This is a genomic window from Moritella sp. (assembly GCF_033791185.1).
GTDB lineage: Bacteria > Pseudomonadota > Gammaproteobacteria > Enterobacterales > Moritellaceae > Moritella.
This window is the reverse complement of record NZ_JASJHF010000071.1, coordinates 1-20,245: the sequence shown is the minus strand read 5'-3', so window position 1 is coordinate 20,245 and position 20,245 is coordinate 1. Positions and strand designations below refer to the sequence as shown.

General features: G+C 40.6%; 18 protein-coding genes. 3 read left to right on the top strand and 15 right to left on the bottom strand.

Features of this window, described 5'->3' with window-relative positions:
• The first annotated feature begins 124 nt into the window (after positions 1-124).
• The gene (locus QNK26_RS04345; RefSeq protein WP_319221038.1) at positions 125-706 is read left to right on the top strand and encodes a thymidine kinase; all 582 of its coding nucleotides are present in this window, start codon (positions 125-127) and stop codon (positions 704-706) included.
• A gap of 34 nt (positions 707-740) precedes the next feature.
• Here the strand turns inward: QNK26_RS04345 and QNK26_RS04340 are convergent, their stop codons facing one another.
• From QNK26_RS04340 to QNK26_RS04280, 13 genes are all read right to left on the bottom strand, one after another.
• Positions 741-1,376: an EAL and HDOD domain-containing protein gene (locus QNK26_RS04340; RefSeq protein WP_319221037.1), complete on the bottom strand. Its 636-nt coding sequence runs from the start codon at positions 1,374-1,376 to the stop codon at positions 741-743.
• A 187-nt stretch (positions 1,377-1,563) separates the two neighbouring features.
• Positions 1,564-4,410 carry a multiheme c-type cytochrome gene (locus QNK26_RS04335; protein ID WP_319221036.1) on the bottom strand — a complete coding sequence of 949 codons (2,847 nt, stop codon included), beginning with the start codon at positions 4,408-4,410 and terminating at the stop codon, positions 1,564-1,566.
• Between the two features lie 191 nt (positions 4,411-4,601).
• Positions 4,602-6,035: a hypothetical protein gene (locus QNK26_RS04330; RefSeq protein WP_319221035.1), complete on the bottom strand. Its 1,434-nt coding sequence runs from the start codon at positions 6,033-6,035 to the stop codon at positions 4,602-4,604.
• The gene (locus QNK26_RS04325) at positions 6,016-6,657 is read right to left on the bottom strand and encodes a hypothetical protein (RefSeq protein WP_319221034.1); all 642 of its coding nucleotides are present in this window, start codon (positions 6,655-6,657) and stop codon (positions 6,016-6,018) included. Before QNK26_RS04325 ends, QNK26_RS04330 begins: the two co-directional genes overlap by 20 nt.
• Entirely contained in the window at positions 6,647-8,122 is a 1,476-nt protein-coding gene (locus tag QNK26_RS04320) for an FAD-dependent oxidoreductase (protein ID WP_319221033.1), read from the bottom strand. The genes QNK26_RS04325 and QNK26_RS04320 overlap by 11 nt, the downstream gene beginning before the upstream one ends.
• 179 nt (positions 8,123-8,301) lie before the next feature.
• Positions 8,302-9,141: an FTR1 family iron permease gene (locus QNK26_RS04315; RefSeq protein ID WP_319221031.1), complete on the bottom strand. Its 840-nt coding sequence runs from the start codon at positions 9,139-9,141 to the stop codon at positions 8,302-8,304.
• 1 nt (position 9,142) lies between these two features.
• Positions 9,143-9,625, bottom strand: a complete 483-nt coding sequence (locus tag QNK26_RS04310; RefSeq protein WP_319221030.1) for a hypothetical protein — start codon at positions 9,623-9,625, stop codon at positions 9,143-9,145.
• Between the two features lie 174 nt (positions 9,626-9,799).
• Complete coding sequence (locus tag QNK26_RS04305) at positions 9,800-11,842, bottom strand: hypothetical protein (protein ID WP_319221029.1); 2,043 nt, start codon at positions 11,840-11,842, stop codon at positions 9,800-9,802.
• A gap of 106 nt (positions 11,843-11,948) precedes the next feature.
• On the bottom strand, positions 11,949-12,608 hold the full coding sequence (locus QNK26_RS04300; RefSeq protein WP_319221028.1) for a DUF2982 domain-containing protein: 660 nt from the start codon (positions 12,606-12,608) through the stop codon (positions 11,949-11,951).
• Positions 12,609-12,624: 16 nt separating this feature from the next.
• Positions 12,625-14,682 carry an ATP-binding protein gene (locus QNK26_RS04295; protein ID WP_319221027.1) on the bottom strand — a complete coding sequence of 686 codons (2,058 nt, stop codon included), beginning with the start codon at positions 14,680-14,682 and terminating at the stop codon, positions 12,625-12,627.
• Entirely contained in the window at positions 14,679-15,383 is a 705-nt protein-coding gene (gene pdsR, locus QNK26_RS04290; protein WP_319221026.1) for a proteobacterial dedicated sortase system response regulator, read from the bottom strand. Before pdsR ends, QNK26_RS04295 begins: the two co-directional genes overlap by 4 nt.
• Before the next feature lie 242 nt (positions 15,384-15,625).
• Positions 15,626-16,669: a Preprotein translocase subunit SecY gene (locus QNK26_RS04285; protein ID WP_319221025.1), complete on the bottom strand. Its 1,044-nt coding sequence runs from the start codon at positions 16,667-16,669 to the stop codon at positions 15,626-15,628.
• A gap of 129 nt (positions 16,670-16,798) precedes the next feature.
• Positions 16,799-17,776: a lipid A deacylase LpxR family protein gene (locus QNK26_RS04280; protein WP_319221024.1), complete on the bottom strand. Its 978-nt coding sequence runs from the start codon at positions 17,774-17,776 to the stop codon at positions 16,799-16,801.
• A 289-nt stretch (positions 17,777-18,065) separates the two neighbouring features.
• On the opposite strand from QNK26_RS04280, the gene QNK26_RS04275 reads away from it, so the two are divergent.
• Both QNK26_RS04275 and QNK26_RS04270 read left to right on the top strand, forming a co-directional pair.
• Entirely contained in the window at positions 18,066-19,277 is a 1,212-nt protein-coding gene (locus QNK26_RS04275; RefSeq protein WP_319221023.1) for a hypothetical protein, read from the top strand.
• Between the two features lie 105 nt (positions 19,278-19,382).
• A complete protein-coding gene (locus QNK26_RS04270; protein WP_319221021.1) occupies positions 19,383-19,664 on the top strand; it encodes a pyrimidine/purine nucleoside phosphorylase in 282 nt (93 codons plus the stop codon).
• Between the two features lie 72 nt (positions 19,665-19,736).
• Here QNK26_RS04270 and QNK26_RS04265 read toward each other — a convergent pair whose 3' ends face one another.
• On the bottom strand, positions 19,737-20,051 hold the full coding sequence (locus QNK26_RS04265; protein WP_319221020.1) for a DUF1244 domain-containing protein: 315 nt from the start codon (positions 20,049-20,051) through the stop codon (positions 19,737-19,739).
• Positions 20,052-20,064: 13 nt separating this feature from the next.
• Positions 20,065-20,245 (bottom strand): disulfide bond formation protein B (locus QNK26_RS04260; RefSeq protein WP_319221019.1); only part of this gene is annotated, 181 nt, incomplete at its 5' end.

The following is a 20,245-nucleotide window of genomic DNA, read 5'->3' as shown; positions in this document are numbered from 1 at the left end:
CTCTCCGGAGGTGTCCAGGTACACGGCACACCGGTTGTCGTGCCAGTGCAGAAACACGGCGGCCCGATGCCGGTCGGGCCCGGTATCGGGACGAATGCCGGTCTCGCTCCGGATCCGGTCCACCATGGCATCTTTGCATTTCAAGTTTGCAGCTATGAATTCAGGTAAATCAACACAATTAATCCAAGCTCACTTTAATTATATTGAGCGTGGTATGTACCCACTTGCGATGACACCTGAGTGTGATAGTCGTTATGGCAAAGGTGTTATTGGTGCGCGTGTTGGCTTAAAACTAGCAGTCGAAGTATTTGAGAAAGATACCAACTTATTTACCACTGTTTCTGCACGGTCAGAGCATAAAAAAATTGATGTATTTATCATTGATGAAGGCCAATTCCTCTCTCGTGATCAGGTTTATCAATTAGCCAGTGTTGTTGATCAATTAAATATCCCTGTAATTGTGTATGGATTAAAAACAGATTTTAAATTAGAGATGTTTGAAGGTTCGTATCACTTAATGTGTCTGGCTGATAAAGTTGAAGAACTTAAAACCGTTTGTTGGTGTGGCAATAAAGCGCACATGAATGCACGAGTGAGTGATGCTGGCGTAGTATTAAGAGAAGGAGAACAAGTAGAGATTGGCGGTAATGAACGCTATGTCTCCCTGTGTCGTAAACATTTCATGAATGGTAACGCGAGCGCTTAGTCGTATTTTCTGTTCATTTCTGATGCTGAGTGCATTAAGTTGCGCGCAGCATCGGTGTTACATTACCATCATGCCGATTAATTTCATTTAATACGATCTCAGGCTCAGAAAATAAATAACCTTGGAAGTATTTACTGTTTAGGGTTTGTGCTTGTTTGAATTGACTCTCCGTTTCTATCTTCTCTATTAATATACTTATCTCATGTTGTGCTAATAATGGTTTTAATGCTTTTATGTCTTTAAATGAGGTGAGGGTAATATCAAATTTAATAATATCCACAATATTAAAAAATGGTAACCAATCTTTAGAATAGATAAAGTCGTCCAATGCAATTATAAAACCCATGCTTTTTAATTTGCTCAAGGCTTGGAATATCGCCTGAGTCGGTGGTACGTCTTCTAATACTTCAATCACGATGGGCTTATTAATCAGCCTCTGCGGCAAGCCGGTCAATATACTGCGCTCTGTAAAGTTAATGAAGTAGGGCTTATTGTTAACTAACTTGTTGATATCAGAACTTAACAAGTGTTCATGAACTAATTTTTCGGTGGCAATTTCGGCATTAACCATCGGAAAGGTATTTTCTAAACTATCACGATATAAAAGTTCATAAGCAACAATTTGGCGAGCGCTATTTAAAATCGGTTGTTTAGCGATATATGCATACATAAAGAGTGCTTAATTAACAAAGATATCTATAAGCTTATGCTCAATTACCAAAAAGGCGAACTATTTAGCTAATATAAGTAACAGCTCATGATTTTTAGTGAACCGTAACTAGTAGATTGGTACTTTAATAATGCATACCGTAATAGATTTTTCATCCATTACGGTATGCCAGCAAGTGTATGGAATCTTATTGCGGGAACACTTTAGTTACTTTATTTAACTCAATCACAGCAGCAAAAGGAATATCTTGCTCAGGAAAGGCTGCTTGTACTTTACTGGTTAACGGTTTAGAGAACGAGCGGTAATTGATTTTAGCTACGACTGTTATCGGATAACTGATACCTTCGGGTAGTTTAAATGACTCCACCCGTGTTTCATCGGGCGATATGCGTGTATCAGATAGGATTTTCTCTACGCGCCAGAATTTAAGACCAACTGGTTCGCCGTGCATATAACCACTTTTCTTGGCGAATACACGGCTGTCTTTGGGTAGATAACCATCATTGAGCTGGCCACTGACTAATTGCGTAACGCCTTTGCTATCAGTGACTACTAAATCAACCCATACTTGACGACGTGCGCCACCTGGCATTTTATGGCCGGTATTATGGTTTGTTACTTTAACGTCTATACTATGGCCATCTGAGCTGGTCTCAACATCAAGTAATAGGGCGTTACGTAAGATGTCACGGCTGAGTTTACCGTGTTCTTTTGAGCGCATATCAGAGAAATAATAGTTACCACCAATAAAGTTGTGAGCGATGAGGTTTGGTTTAATAGGCCCATTATCAGTTGCTTGTCCTGGTACTTTTTTATCAAAATCCGTCATGTCTAAACGCATGTGGCAGTCGATACAAGTTTTGTTTTGTTCTGGGTTGTCAGGCGCATTAAATTTAGAGGCTTGCCATTCGCCATAGTTGTTATTTACATTAGCACCCTGACCTGGGGTGAACTCATTATGGCAAGTTGCACAATATAGCGAGCTCTTATACAGGTCTGGATTTGAATAGCTGTCTTTGTGTTGCTGTGGCGATGCATTTATCTGCGCTTCAGCAATGAGTTTTAATGCTGGGTTATTCGAAAACTCAAATAAGTATTCTGCACGGTCTTTTAAGTTAACCGTCATGTCGGTATTACCACCGGCATCTTCTGCTTTGGTGATACGGTGACAGAATACACAGCTGGTTCCAGTTTCATCAACGGGTAAGCCTTGTTTTAATGCGTCACGCAGTGTCTGACCTTCTTTCTCGTACATACTATTGAGGTGAGTCAACGGCGCGGTATTGTTATTTAATATCGTTTGTGGGGCATGACAACCACGGCATAAGTTTCGAAATGGTTCGCCTTCTGATTCTGCCGCTAAATTTTCTTGGAAGCGATAGTAAGGGCTATCCATGTGCATACCGTGGTTTGAGTCAGACCACTGCTTATACAGCGTGCTGTGGCATGATTCGCAACTTGCTGAGTTTAGCCATTCTGACTTATGAGTGAACTTACGCTCGTCATCAAAACGTAACCACGTTGATAAGTAAGGTAAATTATCTTTAGTGGTGATATACATGTTTAATGCTGACATCAAACGTACTATCTCTACTGAAGGAGATTTGGGATCAACCTTTGGTAATTCTGGTCTTTTAGGATCTGTGCCCATGCCACCTTGGGTTTTTTGGATCATGTCTATGTAAGCTCCAATCGGATCCCCGGCAATCATGCTGGCGAGTCCAACATGACCTGTCATGGCATTTTCTTTTACGTTTTTAGTACCATCAGCTAATAGGTATTTGTTGGTAAAGTTAAACCCATCAAGATGACAAGAGTTACAACTCATCCAAAAATCACCAGCCATGGCACTGTTTTCAAATTTTTCACTGTTGGCTAGATTAAATAGAGTTTTACCTAAGCGTAGCTCTGGTGCGATTGGATCTTGATTAATAAGTTTAGCAAATTGTGTATTAGCCAGTTTAACTTTAGCAAAAGGACCTTTACCACTGACATCAAAACTGACTAAGTCGTGAGACATGGCATTTTGCACATAAAGGGTGCCATCTTTTTCAATCAGACTGCGTGGATTACTCCCTGGAATATGGCGATATATTTGCGTGGCTTTGACACCGCCTTGTAATTTAGTTCGACGATGGCGTTTCGACTTCTTACCAACCTTAGCTTGGCGAGATAAATCGAATACCAGCAGGTCTTCAGAACCAGCTAGAGTGATAAATACTTTTTTACCGTCTTCCCGAAATGATACATCATGCGGATTCGAGACAATACGGGTGGTATTGTTGTTCTCGATAATGTTTATTTGTTTGAATAATTGTTTACGTTTATCAACCATTTCCTTTTCTTTTCCCGGTGTAAGGTCAAGTAACGAAATGGTTGGAAAGACGGTTGATTGAAACTGGAAGTTTTGTGAAAACGACCACAATACATGTGGTAACCAAGCTTGGGTACCATCGGGCGATATGGCAATATTATCGAGTACACGTGGTTTACCTTGTGGTACCGCGCGCGATGCATGTGCTGGCGTATCGACAAGTTGAATGACTTTTTTTAATTGTAGCGTGTTTAATTGCAGTGTCGCTGCACGGGTATCATAAATGGATACCTGTCCTGTCATGCTGTGGGTGACAAATAAGCGCCCATCATTTGCAAGGGCAAGGCCACGTGGGGTATCGGCTGTTTGCGTCGTCGCGGTTATGTCGCCATCAGTTGAAACGGTTAATAGCTGTTTTGCTTCAAACAGAGTGACGTAATATTGTTTATTATATTGGTCATAGACAATACCAAAAGGGCGATCACCAGTTTTAATTGTCTTGATTAACTTCAGATTCTTTGCATCAAGGAGATAGAGTTGGTTGGCAAGATAATCACTGACCAGTAATTGATTGTTAATCGGATCTAGGGCAAGACGGCGTAAATCTTTACCAAATGTTTGTTCTTTTAATAATTCGCCACTGCTAGCATCGAGAATACTAACACTGCCCGCATCCATATTTGCACTAATAAACAGAGTACCATCTGCTGAAAGTTGCAAACTGTTACTTTTGGTATTTGAATAACTGGTACTGGCATAAAGTGACTGGCTTGTTAATAATATTAATGTGCATATTAGCGTAGGCAAAGATTTTATATTCATAGATTTACAACATCTTGGTAGGAGAATGGTATTGCGATTAAGAATGGTTATCATTATAACTATTTGAAGTGAGAGTGCAATATCCCTTGCTATAATTGGGTATTTAAATGATTAGGAGCAAAGTAATATAGGTATAAACTGCGTTCACCGAGAAAACGGCCTTTAAATTGTGTTACCAACTTTTCATTATCCAGTGGGTTACTGCTCAGTCGCCAGTAGCCTTGCTGTTGAACTTGGTAATTACTGCTGTCCTGATAATGCTGATCTAATATTACATGCTGAGCTAGGTTGTGACGCAGGTTATCGATATTGTAATTACTGATGATGATCTGTTGCTCGTTATTGTTATTAAAGAACTGGTTCGCTTGAAATACCGGTGCATTTGTTTGTGCGGTAAATTGCGTGAGACTGTGGCTACTTAAGACGAGTAATAACATGACACTGAATATACACAGGGCTGGGCGAAGACGCTGAGTATGATAAAAATGCTCCAGTAGTTGTGCGCTGATAATTGGCAACAGTAAGCTCAATACAGCTAAATGGCGGATGTTCTCAGGGTTTTGTCCGCGAATAATCCAAGCTAACCAGCAACAGGTGAGAATGCTGAGTCCGCGGGTTTTTGTAATATATAAACCAATGGCGAGGCTCGAGGTTAATAATCCCAGTCCGACAGCGGAGTAAGTATTAATTAATGCTGTCAACCACTGGCTAAGTAGTGAATCAGTGGTATTTGCCGTGTTGCCCCAAATTGCAAAGTGGCCTTGGGTAAAGCGTTGGCCTTCTTCCAGATAAGCCCAGCCGTCTTGCATAAACACATAGAATGCACAAATTAGCCCGATAATTGTAATACTGATGATCTGCCAGCTGAGCTGTTTATAGTTTGATTGGGATTTACTTGGGTAAAACAGTGCTAACAACATCGCGCTGATGACTAAAGGTAAGTAAGAAGGTCGTGTTGCTAAACATAGCGCCAATAATAGGCCAGTTATTATTGCGGTTATAATACCTCTAGCACTACCTTTTTTAGCACCTGTAATACATCGACACGTTGCGGTTAATGTTGGAGTAAAGCGTGTGAAGAGCAAATATAAGCTAAAAAACCACAGCGCTGCAGCATCAGATAAACCATTAAAAGCTAACTCAGCGATATTACCTTGCAGTAAAAACAGTAGCACTGCGAACAATGCCCAGGTTTTGATCTTTATGCGTTGATAGCAATAAATAAAAACACTGAAGGTTAATGCGATTGCAGAAAGGAAACTGACGACTACATTGCTGTTAGGGTGCTGACTAAAGGAATGAATGAGGCGTTCTAACCAAACAAAACCGGGGTAACCGGGAAAGTGAGGACTGAATTCTAATACTGAAAAGTGGCTTAACGCACGCTGAAAATAGAGTGCATCATCGCTACTAATATCAAAACTATAATAATTGAGTAAACCAAAATAGCCTGCAATACAGGCTATTAAGCTAATACAGACTATTACATCTGAATACCAAGATTTATTTTTTAGTTGGTGCATCGGGTAATATGAATTGTAATGCGTCTTCCAAATCTGTTTGGTATTCAATAAATCGCGCTAAATCTGCTGGCTTTTGACCTACGCCAAATACCCCTGGATTACCAATTGAGGCGAGGGCGCCACGAATGGCTGTATCAGCTTTTTGACGATTGTCAGCGGTTAAATCAGCAGCCAGTAAATCGATAAACAATTTACTTTTTACAACCAACACTTTCGCGACTTGATAATCATTGATATTTTGTTCTGCACCGTCGAGACGGCGCATGATTTCAGCTTTCATCGTAGTGATGAGTGCTGCTGAAACTCCTTGTTGATCTTGCTTCGTGATCGCAGTTTGCATTTGTTCTACAACATTGACACCGTGATGTTCCTTAAAATAGACAAACTCAGCCAACATAGAGTCATATGCTGTTTGCACTGCGCTATAATCATTTGCCGATAGGGCTTTTAATAAGGCTTCACGGCCTTCAATTAACGGCTCTTTACCTGCTGCGGCATAAGAATATGCAAAACTGTGCGTACTAAATAATAAGACCAAGAGGCTTAAGATAAATGATTTTGCTATTTTTGTATTTACAACATTTGCTGTTTTTAAGGTAGTACTGATCATTTTAAGTGACATTTTTACCCTCTGGCATTTTTTTATCATCCATAATACTTTGCACTTCAATTACTGTTTTTTCATTACGGTGATCAAATATCTGGCGACGATTATCCTCACCTTTGATTATGCCTTCAGCAGCCATTAGACCCATTTCCATTGCGGTATCAGTAAAGATATAGCGGAAAGTACCTTGGCGACCAGTCATGACCAAGTTGTCGAATTGGTTAAGATGAGTGATTGCACGTTCACGTTTGGCGTTGTAGCTTACATCCATCATCGGATAAGCGTATTCAGTATAAGTAGTAAAGTATTCGCCTGTACTTACATCTGGTACGTCTAAATGATCAAGGTCTTCTTTTACTCGTTTTAATAGTTTGTCATTGTCCATATTCCAAACATCATCACCTTTGTCACAAGGGATCTCGATCATAACTGATGTTTGTCCTTTGGGTGCCATGAATGGTGAGCGACGACGAGGCTCTTGCAAGCGAGTACCGATTAACTCTGGGTCAGACAGATACTGCCAGGTATTCTGAGACACGTTTTCTGTTGCCATTGGCATGTTGAAAAAGCGCAGTGAACGATAAGTTAAACCTGAATCGAAACCTGTTAATGTACAAACCACAGGTAAAGGAATTGTGCTGACCACGTGATCACAGTTAATCGTATACGTTTCACCGTTAAGCTCGTAAGTCACGGCATCAATGCTATTACCCTTATTAAGCTCATTATGTTTACGTGGATCATGCCCTTGATTAAGGGCGGTGATGTTCGCGCCTTGTACTATTGTTACGCCTTGCAGCTGTAACTTTTCAGCAAGCTTAGTGTACATTTGGCCAAAGCCGAGTTTAGGGTAACGGTACTTTTTAGCATAGGTACGAGGTGTTGCGCCACGAGTGGGTATTAAGCGTCGTGCTACATCTTTTAAATCTAACAAGCTAATGCGTTGAGATGCCCAGTCTGCAGAGAGTTGACGTGGGTCGATACCCCAAAGCTTGCCCGTGTAACCTTCGAAGAAGTTTTTATATAGCGTGGTACCGAAGCGCGTTTCAATCCACTCGGCAAAGTTGCTGGTACTTTGTTCGCTAGGGCGCTTCTGGAATGGCAGTTTAAATACTAAATCTACAGCTGCGCCCGCTAATAAGCTGATCGGCGCATTACGCAATAAGTTACCAATCGCGAGCGGGTAGTTGTAAGTACGGCCTTTAAAACGGATCACGCTGGTACGTTCAGCATAAAGTAGATCGTCAGTCATTAAGTCATCGATAAACTGTAATAATTTCGGGTTTTTAGTGATGAAGCGATGACCACCGTAGTCGAAACGATATTCGCCTTTTTCGCCTTGGAATGTTTGGGTCGCGCACATGCCACCGACAAATGTTTCTCGCTCTAGAATAGTGACTTCATAGCCAGCTTGATTAAATTCCCATGCGGCCATTAGTCCAGCTGGACCTGCGCCTAAAATTACAATTTGTTTCGACATTATTTACTCAATGATTAAAATTAGTTTTGGTCAGATATCGTGTTCCTAAGTAGATAGCATAAGCACGTCAACTCGCCGTAAACCCATCCATGGGGGCTTGGGCTGGCATCCATGCCAGCAACAGTTGTCTTAGTTTATGCTATCCACTTGATATAGTATTTGTTTTCAGCAACGTAAAATTATGCCACTGAAGCTGTTTTCGTCGATATTTGATAACCACGCTGCCAGAACACAGAGAACACCGCTAAATAAACGCCCCAAACAACCAAAGGTAATAGATTAGGTGATGAATTATAACCAAATAATGCGCGTAAGAAAGTGCCAAATACACCTTGGTCATCAAGGATATGGCTAATATCAAAGACCGCCGTTTGGAATACAGGTAATACGTCAGCGCTCTGTAGCATATTGGTTGCTGAAGATAATAACCCAGCGGCAATGATAATGATCAACAAGCTGGTCCATTTGAAGAAAGCTTGGATTGGTACTTTACGGGTGCCGCGCATTAGTACAATAACGAGAACCAGCGATGCAACAAGACCTGCGCCTGCGCCAATTAATCCATCTTGTAATGAAAAGTCGCCTTGGCCTGAATACATCAATGCCGAGAAAAATAGCACAGTTTCAAAACCTTCACGCATGACTGCAAGGAAAGCTAAAAAGATTAACCCAAAAACATTACCTGTGGTTAATATCTCCCGGATGTTGTTTTGCATGTTAGCTACTTGGCTTTTAGCCTGGCGCTGCATCCAAATGGCCATGTAAGTGAGGACGACTGTCGCAAAGCTTAAAATACCAGCCATTAATAAATTACGATATTCATGGGAATCAAACTGGTCAACAACAAATTGGAAAATGAAGGCAACAATTAATGACGCAATTAAACCGAGTGCGACACCGATATAAATGAGTTTGTTGTGCTTTGATTCGCCAAGTTTGGCAAGGTAAGACAGAATGATGCCTACGAGTAGGAAGGCTTCAAGTCCTTCACGAAAGGTAATTAAAAAACTGGCAAACATATTATGACTTCCTAAAAAATTTGATGACAGTCCAGCGCCATGCATGACGAAGAACCAGTGGGGTGAGTAACCATGAGCTGTAAAAATGGATATCTTGCATTAAGATGCTGACGTTATTGCCGGTGTTTCCCCAAAAAGTAAGGTAAATACCGGTAAGAGTACAAGCTACAAGCAAGTATTCTATTATTGTGCCGGTTTGACGTAAGAATTTCTTTTTACTGTTTTGAATTAGATTACGGTGAGACAACCAGAAACTACCAACAAAAACAGGGAATATACTAATACCAGCAAGCATATGCATCAGTAATACAGTGCGTTCTACTTGCCATGGGATAGTGATAAACGGCCACAGTAACAGTCCCGATAAGAACATTAAATATAATATTGCTTCGGCTTTTTTGTGGTGAAAGGCTAAACGTTTAAAATGATCTTGTAAACGTGACCAAACATTATCACTGGTTGAGGTAGCTATTTGAACTGACATGATAAAACCTTATTCATATCGGCGGTATGAAAACGCAAAAAGGGCTGAGTAAAATCTCATCCCTTTTTGCAACTTTTATTTGAATTTCGCAATACGTTCATTGATTAATCATCATTAATTAACTTAGGTTAATTAAGTGTGCTGCGAGATGGTTATCTGTTGCCAAAAGGGCGGTTATTTTGCACTAACCGACACTTTTGCTGCCATTGTTTGCGCTGTACCAAATTTACCGCCAGCCGCTGTTACTTGTTTCACACCATCATTATCTGAATCGGTAGTATTGCTGTCTTTCAGTAAGTTTTCACCTGAATCACCAACCCATTCTGATAACTGCTGGCCACCGTTAACTACTTTCTTGAACCAAGCTGTGTAGCGTTCAGTTAAGTGTTGTAGTTCTAGTGCTGGAACATGTTCGCCTTCTTCGTTAGCAAGGTGAAGCATTGTTTCACGTAAACCACCAGAGATTGCTGCTGCAGTTAAAGGCGTGTGGATTGTTGCTTTACCTGGCGTTTGTGCCCAAGTACCTAGTTCAGCGTCAAACATGTTTTTCTCTACCGCGAGGAAGATTGAACGTGCCGCTTGCTTGTAAGTGTCATCTTGTGTTGCAAGGTAAGCAGCCACTAAGCCACGGATTGCTGAGAACTGTGCGTCAAGTGATTGGTTTTTATCTACTGATTTAGTTGTTTTATTCACCGATGAACTAAGCGTCGCACCGTCATATACTAGCCCATTTTTAGCCACGAGCGTGTTAACTATGTAATCTGCTTGTGCTTTGATTAGACCCAGTGCTTGTTTACCTTGAGGTGTTGCTAAATCAACATCACCGCCGTCTGCAGCTGCATAACCTACTGGTAATGCATCTTGTGAACGTTGGTAAATAGACAATGCAACTATGCTGTATGCCGCGTCAAATGTATCAACTTGTGCATTTTGCTTACCGTCGTATTTAGTAACAAACGTACCCGCTTTTTCATTGAAATGTAGGTTTGCTAAATTTTGGAACGATAGGTTAGCAACGTTGCTGGCAACAGAGAATGCATCGTCAGCGATTATATTATTGCTAGTTTTGTTATCAATGTTTTGTTTCGGTGCTGCAGCAAATGGTTTGCCATCAAATACAGCTTTGAATGCTGGGTTTTGAGCTGTATTCGCTGTGCGTTGGTCAGTAAATGCATAGAACTCACTGACAGGCCATAATAACATCCAAGTATCACGTAATGATGAAGAACCATCTGTTACTGATAATTCACCGATGTGATTTACGTCGTTTTTCTGGGTTTCTTTCACCGCGACTTTATGTGCAAACCAGATAGGTTTTTTCGATGCATCATAATCCGGGCCAAATTTAACGCCCAGCTTGTTACCGTCAAAGCCAAGTTGTTGCTGTAGGATAAGTAGTTTGTCTAGCGACATTTCAGTTAAGATCATACCGTTGAAACCATCAGCCGCTGATACACCAAGACTGTGTACGCCATCTTGATCCATGGTGCTTGATGTTGCTTCAACTTCTTCATCTGTTGTCGTTACGTGCATGCCACCGAGGAAATCTTGTGACCACATCACTTCTTTCAGGAAGATGCTGCCGATTGCGCCAGGGTTTAAGGTTTTATCAAAACTTGCACTGTCCCATGCTAATGTTTTGTAGTCACGGAAGTAAGCTGGAACTACGGTGTTGTGAACTGCTGCTTTACCTGTTGCAGATAATACCTCAAGCTCTTCGCCATTCACTTTAGTCGTATCTACTTTACCGACGAACTCAGGGCTACCTGATACGTATGGTACAGAGATAGGGTACATGTTTAATGGGATCTCTTCACTTGGGAAGCCTACAGAGCCCGCAAGAGCAATAAAACGTTTACCTAAGTCAGCAAGAGAACCGCCGCGTGCTTGGTTAACTGGACCATTTACTAGATGAGGACCCATAGTAGACTGGTAGTTTAACGCATACATCGCTTCTTCAGAGTATTCGTAGCTTTCAATACCGGCTGCATAATCGAATGCAGTTGGTTGATCAACTTGATTTGGGTCTAAAACGTCAAGGTCTAAACCTAGCGCTTCAGCAAGTGGTTCACCTGATAATTCGAACTCAGTATAAGCAAGAAAGTTAGCTGCAGGAGAAAGCGTTTTATCAAGTACTTGTACATTAGCAGCATGTGATGTAAATGAAGCTGAAAGTAGAGCAGAAGAGATGGCAAAGCAAAGGGCAGATTTTTTCACAACAAATCCTTTTAGTTTTATTATAATAGACTATGTCTTAATGAGAATAATTCGTATTATCCATGTAAAAACATTTAATGCAAGTCTAATTGATAATTATTACTATTTACGGCGTTATAGACTGGTGAGTTTTAAATTTACGCAGTAGTTGCACAAACTCTGCCGGTGAACGATCAAGATCATCAGTTGGAAAGTAAATATCATAACCTAATGTGTTGTGAAGGTACTGCATTCGGTTGATAAACATGGCCTGTAAACCTTGGTATTTATGGGTTACTTTTATATCAGGGTAAAGCATATTGTCAGCATTGCCGTAAAGCGAGGCGGTTGGATTGGTGAGCATGATAAGCACACGCTGTTCTAATAACATGTGTGAGAGGGTGGGTAATGAGGCGCTGTTAATGAGGTGTTCCCGTTGGGTAAGGCGAATACCAATGTAAGGTAAGTCCTTTAGCGTTAAGCCATCATTTATTCTGGGTACATCAATACGTTGTATATCTTGCCAGAGAATAGTAAAACCACCTCGAGAAGTGAAGTAATGAATACCTTCATTGGTTAACGAAAATCGATAATCCACATCATTGATTTTAACTATGCCGATAATTAATAGAACTATACCAATAATTAAAGAGCCAGCGAATAGTGGAAAGTAGAGGGTGTTATTGGTAGTTATCGAGAGTAGTGCGATAATACTACTAAAAATAAATATGCCTGCAACAATAGTAAAAGTTACGCCGTTACGTTTTGCGATAGGCCGTATTAACATATATCGTACCTCTAAATTACTTCCCTAGTGGTAATAATAGCTCAAATATAACGCCTTTTTTACCAGGCAGGTTTGCTGCGCTGATCTTAGCATGATGAAAATCACTAATTAACTTAACGATGTGTAGTCCCAAACCGAGGTGGGGGGTATCAGATTGCCGACGATTAGAAACCATAGAATCAAACAATTGTGGGATATTATCACTGCTGAAATGAGGGCCTTGGTTTTCGATTGTTAATCGTAAATGCTCATTTTGGTTAGTGAGTTTAAAGCAAATAGGTTGGTCAACGGGCGCATAATCAACCGCGTTGCTAATCAGCTTATCGAGTAATTGGACGATGAGCTCTGGCGCTAAATTGATGGTGTAATCACCCTGCGGATCATATTCTAATTGAAATTGATGGCTGCTATAAATTTGTCGGTAAGCATCGGTTAGTTCTACTAACATATCGTCAAACGGCACGACTTGCCATTGTGCATACTCAAAACTTTGCTCTAATTTATTGGCTTCACTGAGTGCGTTTAATGTTTGGCTTAGTCGGTTGGTGCCTTGCATTGCTCGAGTCAAATATTTTGTTGCTTCTGGATCTAAGTTGGAAAGTTCGAGATTTTCGAGTGATGTGCGAATAACGGCCACGGGGGTTTTCAACTCATGAGAAAGCTTATCTGCCAATGACGCCAGATAGTCAGTGTACTTACCTTGATTGACGGTCAGTTGCTGCATTACTCGGGATAAATCACCCAATTCATCAGGCCATTTACTGGCATCTGGTACCGCCATTATTTTACCGTCGCTATCAATTGCGTTGCGGTAGTTTTGTTTCATTTTGACAATGCGCCAAGACAAGGATGATGCAAATGTAAATAAACCCGTGACAATAACAGCGATAATAGTAAACAGAAACACCAGTAATTGGTTTAACGCTGCGCTGGCTGATAGTAAGCTCTGACGTGAATCCTGTACCGCAACAAGGTAGAAAGGCTGGCCATTGACAATAAGGGTTTTGCTGTGTAGCTGTTTATTAATCGGCGAGTCTTGATACCAAGTTGTTTGTTCTAATTGTTGGGGTAATAACCAGCGGCCAAGGCGAGTTGGTTCGCGCCAGTAAGGCAATGAATTTGATGTGAATAGTTTATTGTAGAGGGTATGCGTTAACCAAGATTGTGCTTGTATATCAGTGCTATCTGGATCATCGTCAATGGCCTGTTCCGCATCTAATTTTCCAACTAACCAATATTGGCTGTTAAGTAAATATAAGCTGAGTCCTGGTTGCATGTAATGACTGAGCTGTTGATTTAGCATCGTTTTTTCACGTACTAAACTGCGCTCGTAAGTTGAGGTTGGTTTAGATTTAAAATGTTGATTTGTTTGCTGGTGGTTGAGTACAAGGTCAAAGCCTATGGCACTACTAGCTAGGCTAATGGGTAATGCTATTTCAATATTGTAGTGGCCATTACGCCATAACCAGGTACCTGCGTCTCGGCTAGTTTTGATATTTTGACTGGTATTTTGCATTTCGACCCGGCCAGAACCTTGTGGGTTGATTTGCCATGTTGTAATTAGACCTGTGCTGTTAATACTGCGCATATTCAGTTGGTCTGCAGCTTGTTGTGGCTGTGTTGGATTAAAATAATGCGGTGTGAGTGCCGATGTTTGAATCAGAATATAGAGTAAGTCATTGTTTGCCGCTAATTTAAACTTAGCTGTGAGCGGGCTTGCTTCTACTGTGCTGTTATCTACGTAATGATATCGATTAAGTTGAAACCAAGGTGTGGTTATATTTTCCCAATCACTTTCGATACCATCGAAGCCATCTAATAACATTTTGCTGTCAGTGAGAGGGGCGTAATAGCTACCTTGGCCATGATTTAAATTGACACTCTGTGGTGATTTATTGAGTTGGTTTTCAAGTTGCTGTACTGCCGCGCTCATTTGTATATCCAGTAATTGGCTGTGGCTTTGGCGTAAACTGCTTTCTAAAATACCCACACTTTGGCAGCCTGCCCAAGGAAGTAATAACATCAGGCTGGCGACTAATAGCAGTTGGGTTTTTAAACTGAAGTGAATTCTCACTCAATAACCCAGCGATAACCCATTCCATACGCTGTTTTTATGGCATTAAAATCACTATCGATATGACTAAATTTTTTACGGATGCGTTTAATGTGAGTGGTAATGGTATTGTTATCTAGTACCACATGTGCGGCATCCATCAGCTGATCTCGATTTTTAACTTGGCCTGGGTGTTTAGCCAGTGTATGCACAATCCAAAACTCCGTTAAGGTAAGCATTACTGATTGATCTTGCCAGTACGTTTCAATACGCTCAACATTGATACGCAATGCGCCGCGTGTGAGGACTTGTTCGTCAGCCGATTGCGGCTTTTTTAACGCTTGAATACGGCGAAAAAGGGCCGCGACACGTGCTAATACTTGGTGAATACTCACGTCTTTGGTTAAGTAATCATCCGCGCCAAGGCGTAATGCAGATATCTCGTCTAACTCACTGTTACGCGCGGTTAAAAAAATAATAGGCAAGGTTTCAGATAGTTGGCGTAAAGTACGGCACAACTCAAAGCCGCCTTCGTATTCATCTTGTAAACCCACATCAATGATAGCCATGTCAGGTAGCACAGTTGAGAAAGCCGCTATAGCATCTTGACGATTATGGAAGAGTGAAACCCGATAGCCAATTCGTTGTAATGCATCGCGGTAATTTTCCGCGATATTGACTTCATCTTCAACAAGGGCAATGTGTAATTGTTGTTTTATCATTCCGGTTTGACTCATCAATCGATAACAAAGGGGACTTTATTAATTGCTATGTTATCAAGGATGAAAATATTAATACAGCTTTTAGAAAACCTGTATTCATATCACTCAGATGAGTCGGATTAAGTGGCTGGTGATAATATTATGACGGAGGAATTAGTGACAATGATTATTGCTGTTGGAAGTCTTGACCAACACGACAGCTGTTATTGCTCTGCATGTTGGTCAAACGGAAGAATAGGGGCTTATGCTACATCTTCTTGTCTTATCCAACGTAAATGGTTATTACGTTTTCTTTCCACCAGACCAAACGATAAGAACTCGTCAAAAGCGTGTTCGATCTCTTCTATACTTAATTTCAGTGTTTGAGCTATGTGTCTTTTAGAACATTTCAAACCTTGCTCTTGTGCGGCCTGTAAAATAACGGACGCACGTTTAGACATTTGCTTTTCAATTAATGCTGATTGATCTTCCAACTGAGACGGCGCTTCAATTTCAATGTAGCTTTGTGTTGCTTGTAGGCGTAAGTGCTCCGCCTTATTGGCTCTTTCTTGTTCTTTCTTACGGCTGATAGAATGACGGAAACGTAGCTCTTCACCGATCAAACCGACAAAAAAAGCGGCAAAGATATCAAGTAACACAGATAAAAAGATCACTAACCAAGATTGTGCATTTTCAGTCGTAGTATTAAGAATTTTAGCTAAGCTGGCAATTAAGCTAATGACTGAACCCTGTTCTGCGACAGGCGCACTATCACGTTCAATACGAAGCGTGGCCTGCTTTTCACGTAATATTTGGTTTTCTTTTTGGATGCGCGTTACACCAAGCGAAATCATTTGTAATTCTAGGTACTTATCTGCCGCTTTATTGTTTAGCGCAATTTCATCATCAATCGCGAGTATTTGCTGATTCACCGCATTTACTTTGCTCGCACGCTGGTCAACATATTGTTGGGCAACATTGGTTGCGCTATTGATACCACCGATACTGCCGCCAATTGAAATAATGGCAAGAATACAATAAAATCCAAGCGCAACAATGGCAGCTTGGAATGCTTTACGTGCAATTCGTTCTCCGAATTCATACCAAGCAAAGAACTTACCAAGTTCAAAAATCACCGCTAAACTACCGAATAATATCTGCATGAGTAATTTATCGTGAATAGATAAAAACAGTAGCAGTGAGAATATCACTGATGCAGCGATTGCCGCACCAGTAAAGGCGTACAAGCTGACCATAGCCAGCGTACCCTTTGGGCGGCGTGTATATGTTAATGAAGAATTATGCATGTTTAACGTATCTTAAAGCAGAGAAGTAATAATTTGCAGGGATACTAACACGGCTAATTAGTAACGGATAACTACTTTTAGCTATTTGAATAAACGGGCACATTTCAACCATTTTGTGAGGAGATTTTACTAAAATTGCCAGAATAATCCCAAACTGCCAACGATGTATTCCTCATGTGCATCTTCTTCGAAGTCAGGACTCATCGCCACGACACTGAATTTAATACCAACGTTATGGTAATAAGCAAGTAAGCCAGCAGCAACCGTTCCTTGTAAGTTATTTAATGTCATTTCGGGTACGATATCGGGCGTATCACCTTCGATGGTAATATCATTAAAACGGTAACGGACTTCCGCTGTTGCATAGAGCATGATGCCGGAACTATTTGGTGCTAACAACATACCTTGTAAACGATGAGGGTGCAGGCTTAGGTTGTTATAATTAGCACCTAAATCGGCCCCCCAACGTACAGTGGTACCAAATGCTACTTCACTTTGATAATTACCTACCGCAAGGCGTTGATAAACAGACAGGTCCGATTCACCAATAAGCATGAGTGGACGACCAATCAGTTGGTCTGCCTCGCCGGTTACTTGGTAAACAATTTCATCTTCAACTTGATTGTCCCAGCCTTGTGGCGTCGTGGCATCAATTAAATCATGAATAAATTTTTGAGTATCGCCCGCTCTCGACTGCTCACCAACAGCCCCCAACAGGAACGAAAGTCGGTATGAACTGACAGTGCTATAGCCTAATACACTTGCTTCACCAAATAATAGCCCTGCGTACGGACGTTCATCAGGTTGCGGTGTTTCGATTGATATGTCACTGGGCGTCCACATCTGCTGTCCCAATTGATAATTAACGGCGTAGTTAAGGGAATTTGGATCAAAAGCTGTTAACGACTGCCAAAAACGATTGTTTAATGCAGGTGCTTCAGATGTGTAATTGATAAAAACAGCGTTGGTATAGTTGCCATCTTCATTGGAGATCACATCGTTATGCATACCAAATAACCAACCACTTGCAAAGCTAGAGTTAATTGGACTTAGCGTTAGCAAGATAATGCCACACAATTTAAAGCGCATTGATATTTCTTTTGTCATTTTTACGTCGTTATTTTTGAATTTGTTGATAAATAAACTTATGCATTAATTATACCAATATTGCCGGCTTCAGCTAAATTTAATGCTCGCATTAGATCATTTCTAATGCCTTTTGGCTAAATGGTATGGAGTATGTGCTGTAGTTAGGTATGGTTTTAGTTAAAAATATTGCTTCGAGTATGTATACAAATACATACTGATAACCAATAACTATTTGTATAAATGAGACAACAAGGATCGTTGTTTATTACTTCGCCCTCGTTACTGGTTTCTTTGATGAGGAATTAAATTGAAATCATTAATAAAATGCTGTGGGTTAATTACCTTTGGCTTTATAACATCGAGCATTTTGAGTAATGCAAACGCTGAAATAAAAGTAAAGGGAAGTGCTAGTTTGGAACAGCGCTTATTCCTAGATACACCTGCACAGCCGATGTTTCCTGTGGATAATGACTACCCTTATCCCGTCTATCATCAAATATCTGCGGCGCTATCTCCGTATGTGGAAGCCTCTTCAGCACGAAATAATATGGTGTATACGATGCACCCATTTGTTCGTATTGATGAACGTGATGATAAACGTACCCATATTGATTTTAGAGAATTTAAAGCGGCGGTTGTGACTAAAAAATGGCAAGCCTCTATCGGGTTCGATCAAGTTTACTGGGGAGTAATGGAAAATCATCACCTAGTCGATATTGTCAATCAAACCGATTATCTTGAATCACCAAATGGCGAGGACAAGTTGGGTCAACCTATGTTTAAACTGGGTATCAACTTGCAAGGAGCACTGTTGGAAGCCATGCTACTCGTGGGTTATAGAGAACCGGCAGTGCCAACCGCTGGCGCACGTTTTAGTTTTGGTAATGACTATAGTTACGAGTATGCAGGTTGGGGGGGGGAGTACCACCCCGATGTGGCATTGCGTTACAGCAAAAGCATTAAGAGTATTGACGTTGGTGTGAGTTACTTTGGTGGTCACTCTCGTACACCTGAATTACGTAATCAAGCCGTTGGCGATCCAATTTGGTATGTCAATTTAGTCGATCAAATGTCAATTGATATTCAAGCAGATTTAAATAGATTGATCTTAAAAGCTGAAGTGCTATACAAGATCATTGACGATGAATCGACACGAGCTGCGGTATTAGGTTCTGAATTCAAATTGTTACAAACTCAAAATTTAGGTATTAATTTATTAGCTGAATATAGCTGGGACCAACACGGTGAACAAGCATTTGATAATAGCTTTCAAAATGACATTTTTGCGGGCGTAAGAGTTAACTTAACTGGCTTGAATGACAGTGAAATACTAATCGGCCACAATTATGATTTTGATTTTAATTCTCAGCATGGTTTTGTTCAGGCTAAAGTGCATGTGACTAAGACCCTTTCTGTTGGTCTAGAAGGGTGGTGGTTTAATATTAGTGATGATGATTATGCCAATAAAAGCTATAACGATGACAACATGATCCAATTGACGGGTTATTATAATTTCTAAACCAGATTAATTACTTATGTATGCAGAGACCTGTTAATCGCATTTTTTTTCAGCTATTCTGACAGCTTAGTTGAAAATTAAGTTAATCGTATAAAAGGATTTTAGATGTTTAAGATAAATCAGTATTTTGATGGTCAAGTCGCTTCAATTGGATTTAGAGAAGCGGATAAAGATGCGAGTGTTGGCGTTATGGCTGTTGGTGAGTATGAATTTGGTACTGCATTAGCTGAAGTAATGATCGTGATCACGGGTGCGCTGACAGTGTTATTACCGGGTCAATCTGAATGGCGAACATTCAACGCTGGCGAGCAATTCAATGTCCCAGCTGACAGTAAGTTTCAAGTTAAAGTTACCCAAGAAACAGCATATCTTTGCCAATATGGCTAATCGATTTGTTTAGATGTAAATATATAAGAAGGGAGAGTAGACAGATGTTTACTCTCCCTTTTTAGTATTCAATTAAGCATTATTTTTTGGTTTAGCATTAAATGCAGCAAGTTGTTCTTCTGTTGCTGGCAGCTGGTGGTTATCTTTCCATTCAGCATAAGTCATACCGTAGATACGCTCTCTTGCTTGCTCATCTGTCACATCTAATTCAAGTTCATCGGCCGCAGATTTATACCATTTACCTAAGCAGTTTCGGCAAAAATCAGCCAAGATCATTAAATCAATATTTTGAACTTGTTTGTTATCATCCAAGTGCGCTAATAAACGACGTAATACTTTTGCGTCTAGTTGATCTTGTTGAGTTTGAGTTAATTCAGCTTTACTCATTACTTTTTCCTTGTTATTTGGCTGGCTTAATTATGCCAATAATATGACAACTAAACACGGTAACTGCAACCGCTAGATAAATCGAAGATATTACAATTAACCATTGTGGCATTGTATATGATAAAAACTGCCAGTTAATTTCATCACAAAAACCCGTAGGGTTAAGCAACCAAGGTGCCCATTCATGTAGGGGA

Bases quoted from the DNA above. Each gene is read 5' to 3' on its own strand.
- QNK26_RS04320 (WP_319221033.1), bottom strand. From the start codon at position 8,122: ATGTCGAAACAAATTGTAATTTTAGGCGCAGGTCCAGCTGGACTAATG.
- QNK26_RS04265 (WP_319221020.1), bottom strand. From the start codon at position 20,051: ATGAGTAAAGCTGAATTAACTCAAACTCAACAAGATCAACTAGACGCA.
- QNK26_RS04345 (WP_319221038.1), top strand. From the start codon at position 125: ATGGCATCTTTGCATTTCAAGTTTGCAGCTATGAATTCAGGTAAATCA.
- QNK26_RS04310 (WP_319221030.1), bottom strand. From the start codon at position 9,625: ATGTCAGTTCAAATAGCTACCTCAACCAGTGATAATGTTTGGTCACGT.
- QNK26_RS04340 (WP_319221037.1), bottom strand. From the start codon at position 1,376: ATGTATGCATATATCGCTAAACAACCGATTTTAAATAGCGCTCGCCAA.
- QNK26_RS04285 (WP_319221025.1), bottom strand. From the start codon at position 16,669: ATGCATAATTCTTCATTAACATATACACGCCGCCCAAAGGGTACGCTG.
- QNK26_RS04330 (WP_319221035.1), bottom strand. From the start codon at position 6,035: ATGCACCAACTAAAAAATAAATCTTGGTATTCAGATGTAATAGTCTGT.
- QNK26_RS04315 (WP_319221031.1), bottom strand. From the start codon at position 9,141: ATGTTTGCCAGTTTTTTAATTACCTTTCGTGAAGGACTTGAAGCCTTC.
- pdsR (WP_319221026.1), bottom strand. From the start codon at position 15,383: ATGATAAAACAACAATTACACATTGCCCTTGTTGAAGATGAAGTCAAT.
- QNK26_RS04270 (WP_319221021.1), top strand. From the start codon at position 19,383: ATGTTTAAGATAAATCAGTATTTTGATGGTCAAGTCGCTTCAATTGGA.
- QNK26_RS04325 (WP_319221034.1), bottom strand. From the start codon at position 6,657: ATGTCACTTAAAATGATCAGTACTACCTTAAAAACAGCAAATGTTGTA.
- QNK26_RS04280 (WP_319221024.1), bottom strand. From the start codon at position 17,776: ATGACAAAAGAAATATCAATGCGCTTTAAATTGTGTGGCATTATCTTG.
- QNK26_RS04300 (WP_319221028.1), bottom strand. From the start codon at position 12,608: ATGTTAATACGGCCTATCGCAAAACGTAACGGCGTAACTTTTACTATT.